Source organism: Pseudomonas sp. ESBL9 (assembly GCF_036668715.1).
GTDB classification, from domain to species: Bacteria; Pseudomonadota; Gammaproteobacteria; order Pseudomonadales; family Pseudomonadaceae; genus Aquipseudomonas; species Aquipseudomonas lundensis.
This window is the reverse complement of record NZ_JAZEVV010000004.1, coordinates 71,881-88,347: the sequence shown is the minus strand read 5'-3', so window position 1 is coordinate 88,347 and position 16,467 is coordinate 71,881. Positions and strand designations below refer to the sequence as shown.

The 16,467-nt window shown below is 58.6% G+C and carries 16 protein-coding genes; 7 read left to right on the top strand and 9 right to left on the bottom strand.

Annotated features, from left to right (window positions below):
• Position 1: 1 nt before the first annotated feature.
• The 5 genes from V6F78_RS12685 to gloB all read right to left on the bottom strand — a co-directional run bounded on the left by V6F78_RS12685 (position 2) and on the right by gloB (position 7,177).
• Positions 2 to 1,075, bottom strand: a complete 1,074-nt coding sequence (locus V6F78_RS12685; RefSeq protein ID WP_193077835.1) for a microcin C ABC transporter permease YejB — start codon at positions 1,073 to 1,075, stop codon at positions 2 to 4.
• Positions 1,076 to 2,917 carry an extracellular solute-binding protein gene (locus tag V6F78_RS12680; RefSeq protein WP_094987723.1) on the bottom strand — a complete coding sequence of 614 codons (1,842 nt, stop codon included), beginning with the start codon at positions 2,915 to 2,917 and terminating at the stop codon, positions 1,076 to 1,078. It lies immediately after the preceding gene.
• A complete protein-coding gene (locus V6F78_RS12675; protein WP_095007910.1) occupies positions 2,914 to 4,767 on the bottom strand; it encodes an extracellular solute-binding protein in 1,854 nt (617 codons plus the stop codon). The genes V6F78_RS12680 and V6F78_RS12675 overlap by 4 nt, the downstream gene beginning before the upstream one ends.
• A 130-nt stretch (positions 4,768 to 4,897) precedes the next feature.
• A complete protein-coding gene (locus V6F78_RS12670) occupies positions 4,898 to 6,298 on the bottom strand; it encodes a transglycosylase SLT domain-containing protein (RefSeq protein WP_047276576.1) in 1,401 nt (466 codons plus the stop codon).
• A 99-nt stretch (positions 6,299 to 6,397) separates the two neighbouring features.
• A complete protein-coding gene (gene gloB / locus V6F78_RS12665) occupies positions 6,398 to 7,177 on the bottom strand; it encodes a hydroxyacylglutathione hydrolase (protein WP_047294186.1) in 780 nt (259 codons plus the stop codon).
• A gap of 73 nt (positions 7,178 to 7,250) precedes the next feature.
• Here gloB and V6F78_RS12660 point away from each other — a divergent pair, with 73 nt between their 5' ends.
• The 4 genes from V6F78_RS12660 (at position 7,251) to V6F78_RS12645 (ending at position 9,978) form a co-directional block, all read left to right on the top strand.
• Positions 7,251 to 8,009 (top strand): methyltransferase domain-containing protein, encoded by a 759-nt coding sequence (locus V6F78_RS12660; RefSeq protein ID WP_047276574.1) that lies wholly within the window; start codon positions 7,251 to 7,253, stop codon positions 8,007 to 8,009.
• A 96-nt stretch (positions 8,010 to 8,105) separates the two neighbouring features.
• On the top strand, positions 8,106 to 8,558 hold the full coding sequence (gene rnhA / locus V6F78_RS12655; RefSeq protein WP_047276573.1) for a ribonuclease HI: 453 nt from the start codon (positions 8,106 to 8,108) through the stop codon (positions 8,556 to 8,558).
• Positions 8,551 to 9,309: a DNA polymerase III subunit epsilon gene (dnaQ, locus tag V6F78_RS12650; protein WP_047294182.1), complete on the top strand. Its 759-nt coding sequence runs from the start codon at positions 8,551 to 8,553 to the stop codon at positions 9,307 to 9,309. Before rnhA ends, dnaQ begins: the two co-directional genes overlap by 8 nt.
• A 96-nt stretch (positions 9,310 to 9,405) precedes the next feature.
• Positions 9,406 to 9,978, top strand: coding sequence for a GNAT family N-acetyltransferase (locus tag V6F78_RS12645; RefSeq protein ID WP_047277944.1), 573 nt, complete (start codon positions 9,406 to 9,408; stop codon positions 9,976 to 9,978).
• Positions 9,979 to 10,097: 119 nt separating this feature from the next.
• Here V6F78_RS12645 and V6F78_RS12640 read toward each other — a convergent pair whose 3' ends face one another.
• On the bottom strand, positions 10,098 to 10,319 hold the full coding sequence (locus V6F78_RS12640) for a hypothetical protein (protein WP_047294178.1): 222 nt from the start codon (positions 10,317 to 10,319) through the stop codon (positions 10,098 to 10,100).
• A gap of 205 nt (positions 10,320 to 10,524) precedes the next feature.
• Between V6F78_RS12640 and V6F78_RS12635 the strand changes: the two genes are divergently transcribed.
• Positions 10,525 to 11,085: an NADPH-dependent FMN reductase gene (locus tag V6F78_RS12635; RefSeq protein WP_047282916.1), complete on the top strand. Its 561-nt coding sequence runs from the start codon at positions 10,525 to 10,527 to the stop codon at positions 11,083 to 11,085.
• Between the two features lie 50 nt (positions 11,086 to 11,135).
• Here the strand turns inward: V6F78_RS12635 and phnX are convergent, their stop codons facing one another.
• Complete coding sequence (gene phnX, locus V6F78_RS12630; protein WP_095007908.1) at positions 11,136 to 11,963, bottom strand: phosphonoacetaldehyde hydrolase; 828 nt, start codon at positions 11,961 to 11,963, stop codon at positions 11,136 to 11,138.
• A 68-nt stretch (positions 11,964 to 12,031) separates the two neighbouring features.
• Positions 12,032 to 13,141 carry a 2-aminoethylphosphonate--pyruvate transaminase gene (locus tag V6F78_RS12625; RefSeq protein ID WP_047294174.1) on the bottom strand — a complete coding sequence of 370 codons (1,110 nt, stop codon included), beginning with the start codon at positions 13,139 to 13,141 and terminating at the stop codon, positions 12,032 to 12,034.
• Positions 13,142 to 13,256: 115 nt separating this feature from the next.
• Here V6F78_RS12625 and V6F78_RS12620 point away from each other — a divergent pair, with 115 nt between their 5' ends.
• Entirely contained in the window at positions 13,257 to 14,126 is an 870-nt protein-coding gene (locus tag V6F78_RS12620) for a LysR substrate-binding domain-containing protein (protein ID WP_047294173.1), read from the top strand.
• 169 nt (positions 14,127 to 14,295) lie between these two features.
• Entirely contained in the window at positions 14,296 to 15,021 is a 726-nt protein-coding gene (locus V6F78_RS12615; protein WP_047294171.1) for a YebC/PmpR family DNA-binding transcriptional regulator, read from the top strand.
• 106 nt (positions 15,022 to 15,127) lie between these two features.
• Here V6F78_RS12615 and V6F78_RS12610 read toward each other — a convergent pair whose 3' ends face one another.
• The gene (locus tag V6F78_RS12610) at positions 15,128 to 16,438 is read right to left on the bottom strand and encodes a leucine-rich repeat-containing protein kinase family protein (protein ID WP_047294169.1); all 1,311 of its coding nucleotides are present in this window, start codon (positions 16,436 to 16,438) and stop codon (positions 15,128 to 15,130) included.
• Positions 16,439 to 16,467 lie beyond the last annotated feature (29 nt).

Here is a 16,467-nt window from a genome sequence, read left to right as displayed (position 1 = left end):
CTCAATGCTCCCTGCTTTCAAAGTCGATGCGCGGATCAACCAGGGTGTATGAGAGGTCACCGATCAGTTTTACCAGCAAGCCGACCAGCGTGAAGATGAACAACGTGCCGAAAACCACGGGGTAGTCACGATTTATCGCCGCTTCAAAGCTCATCAAACCCAGCCCGTCCAGCGAGAAAATCACTTCGACCAGCAAGGAACCGGTAAAGAAGATGCCGATAAAAGCAGATGGGAAACCGGCAATCACCAGCAACATCGCGTTGCGAAACACGTGGCCATACAGCACGCGATGTTGGGTCAGCCCCTTGGCCTTGGCCGTTACCACGTACTGTTTGTTGATTTCGTCCAGAAAGCTGTTTTTGGTCAGCAGGGTCATGGTCGCGAAGTTGCCGATCACCAGCGCCGTGACCGGCAAGGCCAGGTGCCAGAAGTAATCGAGGATCTTGCCGCCCAGGCTCAGTTCATCGAAGTTGTTGGAGGTCAGGCCGCGCAACGGAAACCAGTCCAGGTAGCTGCCGCCGGCAAAGACCACAATCAGCAAAATGGCGAACAGGAAGGCGGGTATCGCATACCCGACAATGATGGCCGAGCTGGTCCAAACGTCGAAATGACTGCCGTGCCGCGTGGCCTTGGCGATCCCCAGCGGGATCGACACTAGGTACATGATCAGCGTGCTCCACAGGCCGAGCGAGATCGAGACGGGCATTTTTTCTTTGATCAGATCAATGACCTTGGCGTCGCGGAAAAAACTCTCCCCGAAGTCCAGGTGGGCGTAATTCTTGATCATGATCCACAAGCGCTCCGGGGCTGACTTGTCGAACCCGTACATTTTTTCGATTTCCTGAATCAGCGCAGGGTCCAGCCCCTGCGCACCACGGTAGTTGGAGCCTGCGACCGACACTTCGGAGCCGCCCCCGGCGATCCGGCTGGTCGCGCCGTCAAAACCTTCGAGCTTGGCAATCATCTGCTCCACCGGGCCGCCGGGAGCGGCCTGGATGATGACGAAGTTGATCAGCAGAATCCCGAAGAGTGTCGGAATAATCAGCAGCAGTCGCCTGAATATATAGGCCAGCATCTAAGGCTCCAGGCTTTCGCTTGTGGGTTGGGTGGCAGTGACCGGCTCGACATCAGGTTTGACCCACCATGTGGAGGTGCCGATGTCATACAGCGGTGTGACGGCCGGGTGACCGATGTGGTTGGAATAGGCCACGCGCCAGGTTTTGATGTGCCAGTTGGGAATGACATAGAACCCCCACTGCAACACGCGATCCAGCGCGCGGGCATGGGTGATCAGGTTCTGGCGGGAGTCGGCATTGATCAGCCCTTCGGTGAGTTGATCGATGGCTGGGTCTTTGAGGCCCATGAAGTTGCGACTGCCCGGTTTTTCGGCGCTTTCAGAGGCCCAGTACTCGCGTTGCTCACTGCCCGGCGAGCTGGATTGCGGGAAGCTGCCGATGATCATGTCGAAGTCCCTTGAGCGCAGACGGTTCAGGTATTGGGAGGTGTCGACGCGGCGAATTTGCAAGTCGATGCCCAAGTCACTGAGGTTGCGCTTGAACGGCAGCAAGATGCGTTCGAATTCGGTTTGCGCCAGAAGGAATTCAATCTTTACCGGGTTGCCCTGGGTGTCGACCATCTTGTCGTCAACGATGCGCCACCCGGCGTCTTGTAACAGCTTGTACGCGCGGCGCTGCTGCTCGCGAATCATGCCGCTGGCGTCGGTCACATCCGGTTTGTACACCTCGGTGAAGACCTTGTCGGGAATTTGCCCGCGCAACGGTTCCAAAATCGCCAGTTCTTCGTCGCTCGGCAGTGTTTTGGCGGCCATGTCCGAGTTTTCGAAATAGCTGCTGGTGCGCGCATACGAACCGTTGAACAGCTGTTTGTTGGCCCATTCAAAATCGAACAGCAGGTTCAGGGCTTCACGCACGCGCACATCCTGAAACATCGGCCTGCGCAGGTTGAAAATAAAGCCTTGCATACCGGTGGGGTTGGCGTTGCGGATTTCTTCTTTAATCAGGCGACCCTGTTTGACCGCAGGCACGTTGTAAGCACCTGCCCAGTTCTTGGCGCTGATTTCCAGCCAGTAATCGAATTGGCCGGCCTTGAGTGCTTCAAACGCGACGCTGTTATCGCGGAAATAATCGATGGTGATGGCGTCGAAGTTGTACAGGCCTTTATTGATGGGCAAGTCTTTGCCCCAGTAGTCCTTGTTGCGTTCGTAGCGTATCGAACGGCCCGGCTTGATCTCGGTAATGGTGTAAGGGCCACTGCCGACGGGTATTTCGAGATTACCCTTGTTGAAGTCACGAGTTTCCCACCAGTGTTTGGGCAAAATCGGCAGTTGTCCGAGAATCAGCGGCAATTCGCGGTTTTTGGTGTGTTTGAAGATGAATTTCACCTGCAACGGGTTTTCTTCGACCGCTTTTTCTACGTCGCTGTAATAGCTCTTGAACAGCGGCGACGCGCTTTTCATCAAGGTGTCGAAGCTGAACACCACGTCTTCTGCGCGGATCGGGTGGCCGTCATTGAATTTGGCCTGCGGACGCAGATAAAAACGCACCCAACTGTTGTCAGGGGCTTTTTCGATTTTTTCTGCGATCAGTCCGTAGGCGGTAAACGGTTCGTCGAGGCTCTGACGGGCCAGGGTGTCGTAGGTCAGATCGATGTCATCGGCCGGAACGCCCTTATTGATAAACGGGTTCAGGCTGTCGAACGTGCCGAGGGCGGATTTGCGGAAGGTGCCGCCTTTGGGCGCATTCGGGTTCACGTAATCGAGGTGCTTGAAATTGGCCGGGTATTTTGGCGGTTCGTCGTACAGGGTCAGGGCATGTTGCGGGGCGGCCAGCACGAGGCAACTGACACCGGCCAATAGCAGGCCGCCAAGGGGCTTTAGCAGGGTACGCAAAGGCATCATTGGGATTTCTCCGTAGGCTTTAGCCACCACGCACTCAAGCCCAATGTGTAGGGCGGCGTAGTCACGAAGGCGAACCGGTTGCGGTACGCCAGGCGGTGATAATTCAGATACCAGTTTGGGATGCTGTAGTGCTGCCACAACAGGACACGATCCAGTGCCCGGCCTGCGGCCAATTGCTCTTCACGGGTTTGCGCGGCCAGCAGCTTTTCGAGCAGTTGGTCGACAATCGGATTGGCCACGCCTGCATAGTTTTTACTGCCCTTGACGTTGGCTTGGCTGGAGTGAAAGTACTGCCACTGCTCAAGGCCGGGGCTCAGGGTCTGGTCAAGGGTCATGAGGATCATGTCGAAATCGAACTGATCCAGACGCTGTTTGTACTGGGCCCGATCCACTGTACGCAGACGCGCTGCAATGCCGATGCTCGCCAAGTTCTCCACGTACGGTTGCAGAATGCGCTCAAGGTTTGGATTTACCAGCAATATCTCAAAGCTCAGCGGTTTTCCTTCGCTATTGATCAAGCGTTGCCCGGAGAGTTTCCAGCCATTGTCGGCCAGTAAGGCCAGCGCACGACGCAGGGTGTCGCGGGGGATGCCGCGCCCTTGTGTTTGCGGCAGGCTAAAAGCCTGTTTGAACAGTTCGGGCGGCAATTGCGTGCGCCAAGGGGAAAGCAGTAGCCATTCATGACCCTGTGGAATGCCGCTGGCCGAGAAATCGCTGTTGGGATAGAAGCTCGTCGCGCGCTGGTAGGCGCCGTTGAACAGGGTGCGGTTGGTCCATTCAAAATCGAACATCAAGCCCATGGCTTCACGCACGCCGGTTGAATTGAACGTACTGCGGCGGCTGTTCATGAACAGCCCCTGGGTTTGAGTCGGGATGTGATGAGGGATTTGCGCCTGGATCACTTCGCCCCGGCGCACGGCCGGGAAGTTGTAGCCATTGGCCCAATTTTTGGCCTGATGCTCGATATACATATCGAATTCACCGGCCTTGAAGGCTTCGAACGCCACATCGCTGTCGCGGTAAAACTCAACGTCCACCCGGTCAAAATTGTATTTGCCACGGTTGACCGGCAGGTTGGCGCCCCACCAGTTCTTGACGTGTTCAAACACCAGTTGCCGTCCCGGCGTGACTTTAGTGATCCGGTAGGGACCGCTGCCCAGCGGCGGTTCGAACGTCGTGGCCTTGAAGTCGCGCGTGGCCCAGTAATGCTGGGGCAACACCGGCAGCTCACCCAGGCGCAAAATCAGCAGCGGGTTGCCCGAACGCTTGAACACAAACCGGATCCGCTTGGGTCCCAGAATGTCCACGCGCTGCACTTCTTGCAGGTTGGTGCGGTACTGCGGATGGCCTTCTTTGAGCAGCAGGTTGTATGAAAACGCCACATCGTAGGCTGTGATGGGGGCGCCATCATGAAAGCGCGCTTCGGGCCTGAGGTTGAACACGACCCAGCTGCGGTCTTCGTTGTATTCAACCGATTGGGCAATCAAGCCATAACTGGCGGTCGGCTCGTCGCCGGAGGGAGCATATTGGCCGGTGCCCGCCATCAGGGTTTCATTGAGCTCATTGACCCCGTATTGCAAGAAATTGGGGGTTGAAACCGGGCTGGTGCCTTTGAAGGTATAGGGGTTTAGCGTATCGAACGTGCCAAACGCCATGACCTTGAGCGTCCCGCCTTTGGGCGCGTCAGGGTTGACCCAGTCGAAATGGGTAAATGTGGCCGGGTATTTGAGTGTGCCGAACTGCGCATAACCGTGGCTTTCGCTGAGGGTTGCGCAGGCGGGGGCGCTCAAGGCCAGGCAGAGCAGTAACGGGAGGAGGGGACGCTTCAAGTCAGAGATCCGATCCGGCATTGGGCTTGGGTTTCCGTACAGTAACAGCTTGTATCTGTAGGAAAAAGACTGCACCGGAAAGCAAAACGGGCAATCTGCTTCCCACATTTATGTAGGAGCTGGATTGCCCGCTGCGTTGACGGCGTGACGCTTACCGAGGCTTTGAAATGGTCAGCATCTGCCCTGGCTTGAGTGCCTTGGCACTGTTGGGATTCCAGCGCTTGAGGTGTTGCATCTCAACGTTGAACCGCTTGGCGACGATGTACAGCGAGTCGCCCTTTTTCACCTTGTATTGCGTGGGTTTCTGGCGGGTCGCGGGTTTACGTGTGTCCTGCATGACCAGCATCTGACCGGCCTTGAGGTTTTTGCCGGTGAGCTTGTTCCAGCGCTGCAAGTCGCGAACATTGACCCTGTTGGCTTTGGCAATGGTGGTCAGGTTGTCGCCGCTTTTGACTTTGTATGTGCGCTTGAGGCGTGGCGTGGTGCTGGCGACGGTATCGAAGACAGCCTTTTTAGGGCGCAGGCTGACCAATTCTTCAGGTTTGAGGTTGGACAGGCTGGCCGTCAGCAATTGAGCCTTGGAGGTCGGTACGAGCAAGTGCTGCGGGCCATCGGTGGTGGCGCGTTGCTTGTAGGCCGGGTTCAACTGGAACATTTCGTCTTCGTCGATTTCAGCCAGCGCTGCCACACGGGACAAGTCCATGGACTGCTTGATTTCGACCATCTCGAAGTACGGTTCGTTGGCGATAGGGTTCAGGTTGATGCCATAGGCTTCAGGGGCCATCACCACTTGGGACAATGCCAGGAGCTTGGGGACGTAGTCCTTGGTTTCCTGGGGCAGGGGCAGGTTCCAGTAATCGGTAGGCAGGCCCAGCTTTTCATTGCGCTCGATTGCCCGGCTCACCGTGCCTTCGCCCGCGTTGTAAGCCGCGAGTGCCAGCAACCAGTCGCCATTGAACATGTCATGCAGGCGGGTCAGGTAATTCATGGCCGCCAGGGTCGAGGCGGTAATGTCTTTGCGACCATCGTAAGCGCGGGTCTGGCGCAGGTTGAAGTAGCGACCGGTCGAGGGGATGAACTGCCAGAGACCTACGGCATTGGCGTGGGAATACGCCATTGGGTTGTAGGCACTTTCAATCACTGGCAGCAGGGCCAGTTCAAGGGGCATGTTGCGTTCTTCGAGGCGCTCCACGATGTAGTGGATATAAAGGCTGCCGCGCTCGCCCGCGTTTTCGAGAAACGACGGGTTGCTGGCGAACCAGAGGCGCTGCTGTTCTATTCGCGGGTTAACGTCCGCGCCTTCCTGCAACTTGAACCCCTGGCGCATCCGCTCCCACACATCTTGCGGGGCTGCAGGGCTGGGTTTTTCGTTGAGCCAGATCGGCTCTTGAGGAATGCGTTTGGTCAGTTTGAGCGAGGGTCTTTCGGACGTTTGAGCCGAATGATCCATGCTTTGACAACCCGCCAGTACAGCGGACACGGCCAGCGCGATGGCTTGCGCAAGGCGCGTCAATGCGTCTGTTTTGAGGGAGTTACGTATAGATGACGACATTGGCTGGAAGTAAGTTCCGGGCAAAAATGTCGGGCGATTCTAGAAAGCAGGTGGGACGCGGTCAACTGTTCAGAATTTTTGTGTCAACCGCGGCCCTGATTAGAACTTATCTTTCCAGCGGCGCAAGCTGGCAAACACCGCGCCCGGCGAGGCATTGTCCTGCCCGCTCCATTCGTCAGCTTTTTCTTTAACGGATGTTTCGTTAACCCGTAAAAAAGGGTTGGTACGTAATTCCAGTGCGATATCGGACGGCAGACTGATCTGATCCTTGGCTCGCCATTGCGTGACTTGTTCGATGCGCGCCTTGATATCCGCGTTGTCCGGCTCCACCGCCTGAGCAAAGCGCAAATTGCTCAAAGTGTATTCATGGGCGCAATACACGGCGGTGTTACCGGGCAGCGCCGCCAGTCGGCCCAAGGAGCGATGCATTTGTTCGGGGGTGCCTTCAAACAGCCTGCCGCAACCCGCCGCAAACAGGGTGTCGCCACAGAACAGCAGCGGGGTTGCCGGATGCGCGTGATAGTAGGCGATGTGCCCAAGGGTATGGCCGGGCAGTAGGAAGACCTCGAACGTACACCCCAGCACCTCGATGCGATCGTTGTCGTTAAGGGCCGCTTGTCGTGCGGGGATGGTTTCCTGGGCCGGGCCCCAGACCTTGGCGTTAGTCTTTTGGTGCAACTGTTCAACCCCACCAACATGGTCGAAGTGGTGATGGGTGATCAGGATGTCGCTCAAGGTCCAGTCCGGGTGTTGGGCCAGCCAGGCTTCGACCGGCGCAGCGTCGCCCGGATCAACGACGGCGCAGCGTTTGCTGGCAGTGTCCTGTAACAACCAGATGTAGTTGTCATTGAAGGCAGGCAGTGCATCGATCTGTAGCATGGCGCAATTCCCAAGTGCGAAACAATGGCGCATCTTAGGGCTTGTGATGGGTACATGGCGAGTTGGAGGAGCAATGACCGATAAAGCATTGGCTCAGGCTGACCCTGAGTGGCTGGCGCTGATCCGTTCGGCGCGCGAATGGTTGTCCGGTCCCCACGGGCAGTTATTGCTGGAAGATGAACAACGTGTACTGGAAGACGAACTCGGCCGGTTTTTTGGCGGTTATCTGGTGCATTACGGGCCGGGCGCGGATACCCCGCCCAACGCGGCTCAAGTCCAGCGCACGGTGCGCCTGGGGGCGCCATTACCGGGGGTTGAGATTTTTTGTGAAGAGCAGGCCTGGCCGCTGTGCGAGCACGCGGCCGACGTGGTGGTGCTGCAACACGGTCTGGATTTCTGCCTGTCGCCCCATGGCTTGTTGCGCGAAGCCGCCAGCAGCGTACGGCCCGGTGGGCATTTGCTGATCGTGGGCATCAACCCCTGGAGCACCTGGGGCCTGCGCCACGTGTTCGCCAAGGATGCGCTGAGCAAGGCGCGTTGTATTTCCCCCTCCCGCGTGGCCGATTGGCTGAATCTGCTGGGCTTTGCGCTGGAGAAACGCCGCTTCGGGTGCTATCGTCCGCCGCTCGCGTCCCCGGCCTGGCAGCGTCGTTTATCAGGTTGGGAACACAAGGCGGGCAACTGGCAATTGGCCGGTGGCGGCTTCTATATATTGGTGGCACGCAAGATGGTGGTTGGCTTGCGGCCGGTCAATCCGTTACGACGCGAGCCTATGGGCAAGCTGATTCCCTTGCCGATGGCCAAGGTCAACCGGCGTCACAGCCAACCGTAGTTGCGCTTGAATAAACGAAGGGCCGGAGCGATCCGGCCTCAGGTGCTGCCGATCCATGATGGGCAGGCCACAACACCCTTTTCTGGATAGGTTGTAATGAGCAATAGCGTTGAAATGTTCACCGATGGTGCCTGCAAGGGCAATCCCGGCCCCGGCGGCTGGGGTGCCTTGCTGGTGTGTCAGGGTGTCGAGAAAGAACTCTGGGGCGGCGAACCCAATACCACCAACAATCGCATGGAACTGATGGCGGCCATTCGTGGCCTTGAAGAGCTCAAGCGTCCGTGCGAAGTCGTGCTGGTGACGGACTCCCAGTACGTGATGAAAGGCATCACCGAGTGGATGGTCAACTGGAAAAAACGCGGTTGGAAAACCGCCTCCAAAGAGCCGGTGAAAAACGCCGACCTGTGGAAGTTGCTTGATGAACAAGTCAGCCGTCACACCGTGAAGTGGCAATGGGTGCGTGGTCACATCGGCCATCCGGGCAATGAACGTGCCGACCAGTTGGCCAATCGGGGTGTGGATGAAATGAGGGGCCTCAAGCATGCGTAGTGTTGTCCTCGATACCGAAACCACCGGTATGCCGGTGACCGATGGCCACCGGGTCATCGAAATCGGCTGCGTCGAGTTGATGGGTCGCCGCCTGACCGGGCGGCATTTTCACGTGTACCTGCAACCTGACCGTGAAAGCGACGAGGGCGCGATTGGCGTCCACGGGATCACCAACGAGTTTCTGGTGGGCAAGCCGCGTTTTGCCGAAGTGGCCGATGAATTCTTCGAGTTCATCAAGGGCGCTCAGCTCATCATTCATAACGCCGCGTTCGACATCGGCTTCCTGAACAACGAATTTTCCCTGATCGGGCAAACCGACCGCGCCGACCTCACGCAGCACTGCACCATCCTCGATACCTTGATGATGGCGCGTGCCCGTCACCCGGGTCAGCGCAATAGCCTCGATGCCTTGTGCAAACGCTATGGCGTCGACAACTCGGGCCGTGAGCTGCACGGCGCCTTGCTCGACTCCGAGATCCTGGCAGACGTTTACCTGACCATGACGGGTGGGCAGACCAGTCTGTCTTTGGCCGGGAATGCCTCTGACGGCAATGGCTCGGGCGAAGGCTCCGGCAACCAGGCCACTGAAATCCGCCGTTTGCCCGCAGATCGTCAGCCGGGTCGGATTATTCGTGCAAGTGAAAGCGATATGGCTGAGCACGCAGCGCGGCTCGAAGCGATTGCCAAGTCTGCGGGCGCCCCTTCGTTATGGGCGCAACTGCTTGAAGCCAAGCAGCAGACGCTGCAATAAACGACCCCCTTTGAGGTCTCGGCAAGGGCTGGCAGCCCTTGTTGCCATCGGCGGCACCTGGGTGAGAGGTGCCCGCACACAAGGATCGGCTCACCCATGCACCTGGTCATAAATCCGCAAAATCCTGAAGTGTCTGTGCGCCTGGCGGATGAAGGGTTCGCGCCCTATGTGTGGTGCAACGATTTCAGTTTTGAAGTACGCGCTTACGCCCAGGTAGATCTGCACACGCGCGTCGATGAATGGCCCTTGCACCGGATCACACCCTACCGCAAGTGTTACGGAATCGATCCCGACGAGTTCGCCAGTTATCGCGGCGCGCCAGACAGCGCCGTGTTCATGGCTTATCTCGATGGCCAGGCCGTAGGCCACGTTGTGGTCAGTACCAACTGGAACGGTTTTGCCCACGTTGACGAATTGGCCGTGATTGCCGGCGCCCGTCGCCATGGGGTCGCCCGATCATTGCTGGAAGTGGTGAGGTTCTGGAGCCACAAGAAAAAGCTGCCGGGCATCATGCTGGAAACCCAGAACAACAACATTGGCGCGTGCCGTTTGTACGAGCGTTGTGGGTATCAGGTAGGCGGGGTCGATCATTTGCGCTATCGCGGGATTGATCCGCAGACAGCCGAGGTGGCGATCTTCTGGTATCTGCTATTTGAAAAGCAGGCATGAGCCGTCAGTCAACGCAGGGTTGAGCGTGTCGTGTGCTACCCGCAGCGCGCAGTGACTTCTCAGCCAAGGCGCATGATCGTGCACCACCCGACAGGCGCGCCTCCCACAAAAATGACGTGTTAAAAGTGAGCGGGTTCAGGCTCGCGAACCAGGGCAATGCCTGATTGCACCAGTTCGAATTCGGTATCACTTATTTTCTTGACACGGTCGCCAATCGCCAACTTGTACGTGATGACCGGCTGACCGTCTGTTCCAGGGGTGGAGTCTTGAAACTCATGCACGGAATAAACACGGCCTTCCGCGTCTCTTGCATGAAACTGCCCAACGAGCACTGCTGCCATTTGTAGAGAACCTCTGGAGATAAACACCCAATTTGCGGTTCTTGTAGACCGTTGATCAGCCGGGGAAGTTTAACGCTGTGGAAAAAATAGTCCGGCTACTTTACAGGCTTGCCGGTCGATAGGGTGAACCGGGGTGCAAGAAAGGCGTCCGATCATCTATAACTAACGTTCTTACAGCTTTCCTACAGCAGCTTCGGGGGTTTCCATGAGCAAGGTCTACAACGTTGCAGTACTGGTCGGCAGTTTGAGAAAGGACTCGCTCAATCGAAAAGTGGCACACGCCCTGGCGCAACTGGCGCCACCCCACGTGAAGCTGAACATTGTCGAAATTGGCGAGCTGGCGCTTTATAACGAAGACATTGATGTCACCCCGGCGCCTGCGCCGTACACGGCATTTCGCGATCAGGTTCGCCAGGCCGATGCGGTGCTGTTTGTGACCCCCGAATACAACCGTTCAGTGCCGGGTGCGCTGAAAAACGCTATCGATGTGGGTTCGCGCCCGTACGGTCAAAGTGTCTTCAGCGGCAAACCGGGCGCTGTGATCAGCGTTTCCCCCGGCGCCATTGGCGGCTTTGGGGCTAACCATCACCTTCGCCAGTCGCTGGTGTTCCTGAATGTTCCGTGCATGCAGCAGCCAGAAGCCTATCTGGGCGGAGCGGGCGCGGCCTTTGATGAGTCCGGCGCACTCTCAGAAAAAACCCGTCCCTTCCTGCAAGCCTTTATTGATGCGTATGTGCAGTGGGTTGAGCTGAACACGCCAGCCTGAATGCGGTGAAGACAGCGGCGCCATTGGCCGCTGTCCTCCGTTGAACCGGGTCAGCTACTTTGTGGCATTTCGCCGTTTTTCAGGCGCGTATTGATGTCTACAATCACGGGCGGCAAGTCCATGATGGTGTCGATCATGTAGTGCGGGCGTGAGCCCTCGAACAGCGCGTGAATGCGCGTGCGCTCGCTGGCCAGCGTCTGCGCGTCCAGCGCTTTGAATTGTTCCCATGTCAGGCCCAGGGCGTTGCCCGAACACACCAACGCCACTGTCCACATGCCCGCGCGGCGACCTTCAAGAATGCCCGGCACGGTGTCATCAATCTTCACGCAAGCGCCCACGTCCTCAATGCCCAGCGCGATCACGTTGGCCAGCGCCTGAGCAGGCCATGGACGCCCGTTGGGTACGTCGTCGGTTGCCACCACATGGTCGGCGACGTAACCGTTAGAGGCCGCCAGTTCAACGACTTTGGCCATGACCTGTGCGGGGTAACCCGAGCAAGAGCCGATTTTTAAGCCTTGGGCGCGCAATTGGGCAATGGTCTCAAGCGCACCGGGGATCAACGCCGAGTGCGCGGCGATTTTCTCGATTTGCAGCGGCATGAAGCGCTCATAAAGGGCCGTCACGTCATCATCGGTCGGGGTGCGGCCAAAGACCTTTTTGTAGCGCTCGGCAATCTGCGGCTGATTGCACAGGGTGCGAATGTGGTCCCACTTGCCCATACCCATGGGGCCGCGTGCTTCCTCGATGGAAACGTGCACATCGAACTCGCCAAACGCTTCGACAAAAATTTGCGTAGGGGCGAATGAACCGAAGTCGACCACGGTGCCCGCCCAGTCGAAGATGGCGGCTTGAAGCGTGTGGGGGTTGGTGTAGTTCATGTCGTTGGATCCTGTGTGAGCGGTCGTAACCGCACGGAGAAATTTACGTGCAACCAGCGTTTGTGCCGTCAGATGTCCAGCACTTCCATGTCTTGCAGCACCTGCGCCACGGCATCGACCGCCGCCTGCATATCGACGTGGGTGACGTGCCCAATGCAGCCCACGCGGAATGTTTCAACTTGGGTCAATTTGCCTGGGTAGAGAATGAAACCCTTGGCCTTGACCCGTTCGTAGAATTCCTTGAACTGATAACGCGGGTCTTTCGGGGCGTGGAAGGTGACGATGATCGGTGCCTGAATGGCTTCGGGCAGGAAACTGCGAATCCCCAGCGTGGCCATGCCGGCGAGCAGTGTCTGGCAGTTGTTGGCGTAGCGCTGATGGCGAGCGGGCAGGCCGCCTTCTTCGTGGTATTGCAGTAACGCTTCGTGCAGGGCGGCGACCACATGGGTGGGTGGGGTGAAGCGCCACTGGCCGGTTTTTGCCATGTAGGCGTGCTGATCCTGCAAGTCCATCGCCAGTGAGTGGGCATTGCCCGCTGCCTGGGCCAGGGAGGCTTTACGGGCGAGCACGAAGCCCATGCCCGGCACGCCTTCGAGGCATTTGCCGGAGGCGGCGATCAGCGCGTCGAACGGTACTTTTTGTGCGTCCACGGGCAGTGCGCCGAAAGAACTCATGGCATCGATGATCAGGCGCTTGCCCTGTCGGGCAATGACCTCCGCAATTTCTGGCAGCGGATTGAGCATCCCGGTACTGGTTTCGCAATGGATCAACGCCACGTGGGTGATGCCGGGATCAGCCTTGAGCAGGCGTTCTACGTCAGCGGCTGTGGTGGGTTCATCTTCGGCGGTTTCAAACGTGCTGAAGCGGCGCCCCAGCACCTCACAGATTTTCGCCAGACGCTTGCCGTAGGCGCCGTTGATCAACACCAGCACTTTGCCGTCACGTGGGACCAGGGTGCCGATAGCGGCCTCTACAGCGAAGGTGCCGCTGCCTTGCAACGGTACGCAATGGTGGCTGCTGGCGCCATTGACGATGGCCAGCAGTTGTTCGCACAGGCGGGTCGTCAATTGGTTGAAGCCTTCATCCCATGAGCCCCAGTCGACCATCATGGCCTGACGGGTTCGCGCCGAGGTGGTCAGGGGGCCGGGAGTCAGCAGGATCGGCGCGGCAGTGTGCATTCGGGGGTTCCTCGCAAACAATGGGATAGCGACTGGATACACCGGCTAAATTGCAGTTTGAGTTGCCATCATTCAAATTGTTTGTTGTTATGCCAGCCATCAGCGAGGGTTATTTATGAATCTGTTCCAGCTCAGGGCCTTCGACGCGGTGGCTCGCGAAGGCAGCTTCACCCGGGCGGCTGCACGCTTGTTTATCAGCCAGCCGGCGGTCACCGGGCATATCAAAACCCTTGAAGAGCATTACCAGATCACCTTATTGCGCCGCACGGCCCGGCGTGTGGAGTTGACCGAAGAGGGCATCAAGCTGGCGGCCATCACCCGCGCCATGTTTGGTTTGGTGGATGAGGCGCAAGTCATGCTCGAAGCCAATCGCCAACTGCTCACCGGACGCCTCGAAGTGGCGGCGGACGGCCCGCACCTGGTGATGCCCATGCTGGCGAGCCTGCGTGAGCGCTATCCCGGCATCACCGTGAATTTACGCTTGGGCAATGCGCAGGACACCCTGGCCGCTTTGCTCTCAGAACATGCAGACGTGGCCGTGCTGACAGAGGTCGAGCCGCGTAAAGGCTTGATGCTGCGGCCCCTCAAGGCATCGCGTATCTGCGCGTTGGTGCCGTCCGGTCACCCTTGGCAGGCGCTGTCGGGCGGGGTTGAGATGGCGCTGTTGGATCAGGTCATCATGGTCTTGCGCGAACCCGCGTCCACGACCCGCCGCACGTTTGACCTGGCCTGCGAGCAGGCAGGGATCAGCCCGCGTGTGTTGCTGGAGCTGGACAGCCGCGAGGCGGTGACCGAAGCGGTGGCGGCCCAGCTTGGGGTGGGCATTGTCTCGTCGGCGGAGGTTAGTCAGGACCCACGGGTACACGCTGTACCCATTAACGGGCAGGGCCTGACCAACCGGCACCTGCTCGGCTGCATGGAGCGTCGCGCCCAACTGCGACTGATCAAGGCGTTCATGGAACTGGCGCCATCGTACCCAGCGTGAGGGTTATCGCCTTGGACAGAGGCCGCGTGCCGTCGGTGAAGGGCGGTGTGGATAAAGGTTGAGCCGGGCGTGATTGGATTTTTTGGTCGATTGAGGCGTTCTGGGCGTATAAACTTGCGCCCATTCGACGGCCAGCGTGCCTCGACACACACGATTGAGAGAGTGAGAAATGGGCGCACAGTGGAAGGTTAAACACAAAGCGGAAGCCGCCAATAGCCGCGGCAAGATTTTCGGCAAGCTGGCCAAAGAGCTGACCGTTGCAGCCCGTAACGGCGCCGACCCGGACATGAACTCGCACCTGCGCCTGGTGTACGAACAGGCCAAAAAGGCGTCCATGCCGGCTGACACCATCAAGCGGGCGATCAACAAGGGTGCCGGTATCGGCACTGAAGCCGTGCAATACACCCGCGTGACCTACGAAGGTTTTGCCCCGCATCAGGTGCCGCTGATCGTTGAGTGCCTGACCGATAACGTCAACCGCACCGTGGCTGAAATCCGCGTGGCGTTCCGCAAGGGGCAGTTGGGTGCGTCGGGCTCCGTGGCCTGGGACTTTAACCATGTCGGCCTGATCGAAGCCAAGCCTGACTCCCCGGATGCTGATCCAGAAATGGCAGCAATTGAAGCAGGCGCTCAGGATCTCGAAAAGGGCGAAGAAGAAGGCACGACCTTGTTCATCACCGAGACCACGGACCTGGATGCCGTGCAAAAGGCGTTGCCTGAACAAGGCTTTACCGTGTTGTCGGCCAAGTTGGGCTACATGGCTAAAAACCCGGTAACGGGCCTGACTGACGAGCAAATGGCCGAAGTCGAGGAATTTCTGGCGAAGCTGGAAGAGCAGGACGATGTGCAGGACATGTTTGTTGCGCTTGCGCCTGAAGACGAGCCCGTCCGTTAAGAGGCCCGTTCACGACGAGTGTGTCGCCGGGCCTGCTTCGTCGCCTCGTCAACGACTGCCACTCAGTGTGTCGCTGACCAGGCGCGGGGTGGTAGTCGGGCAGCCCTCAGCCCAGGGCGCGGCAGATTTCAACGAAGTCCGGCCGGGCGAGTACCTCAGGCTGCATGCAGCGCGTTTGTAAGTGTTGCAACGCTGCGCGCTGTTGATCGCTCAATCCTGAATCGATCCGCTGCAGCAACTCCCCCAGCAGAATGCCGAACGCACGCACCTCGATACGCTGCAAGGCACGGGTGTGCGGGCTGTCATCGGTGGCGTGCAAGCACGCGGCCCCAAAGTCGCCCAGCAAACACTCGCCTTGATCATTGAACAAAATATTGTGCCCATACAGGTCGCCGTGGCAGATGCCCTGCGCGTGCAGATGCGCTGCGGCTGACGCGATGCCACGTGCCAGGCGCAACGCGCTGTCGGCATTGAAACGCGTGCTATTGGCATAGACGTCGCGGCTGCAGCTCTCAAGGCTCGGCAGCCCGGCCAGATTGCGGAAAGAGGGCGCAATCAGCTCCATCACCAATGCCGCCTGGTGCTGCGGATGGCCTACCACGCGCCCTAACACGTTGATCAGGTTCGGGTGCTGGCCCGCAGCAATGCAGGCGTGCATCTCGTCAAGCGGTGAGCCATCACTGGTGATCGCGCCTTTGTACAGTTTGACTGCCACCGCACGTTGCGCCTGTTCCGGTGCCCGCCAGATGGCCTGGTAAATCACCCCGGATGCGCCTTCGCCCAGCGGCTGCGCCAGTTCCAGTTCTGTCCAGTCGATGTTTGGCGTGCTGTCAGGCGCGTGCTCGGCATTCAGTTCGTCCGCCAACGGATTGCCCGAGTACGCCAGCCAGCTCAGGCCGGGCATCGCCAGTAACCAGTCCGGCAGTTCGCGCAGTTGGTTGGAGGCCAGACGAATCAGCTCCAGACGCTCGCAACCGGCCAGGCTGCGCGGCAACGCCTGAAGACGGTTACCGGCCAGCATCAATTTTTGCAGCAAGGGGCGGCGGCCCAACTCATCCGGCAACTGACTGATGTGGTTGTCAGTGAGGATCAACCAGCGCAGTTGCGGCGGCAACGCGGCGCCCGGCACATCGGTGATCCGGTTGGCCTTGAAGCCAACCATGCTCAGTTGGGCGCACTGACCCAGGCATTCGGGCAGGGTGGTGAACAGGTTGTCCGAGCAGAACAGTACCCGTAAATGCGTCAGGCGATGCAGGTCGTGGGGCAGGGAGCACAGAGCGTTGCCGCTCAAATTGAGGATTTCCAGCGAATCCGCCAGTTGAAAGATTTCCTCAGGGAACTCGGTCAGCCCACAGGACAAATCCAGACGTTTGAGCCCCGTCAGTTGACCGGCGCGCAGTTTAGCGAGGGTATCCATAAGCAGGCGATGTGCACTCGTATCGATCA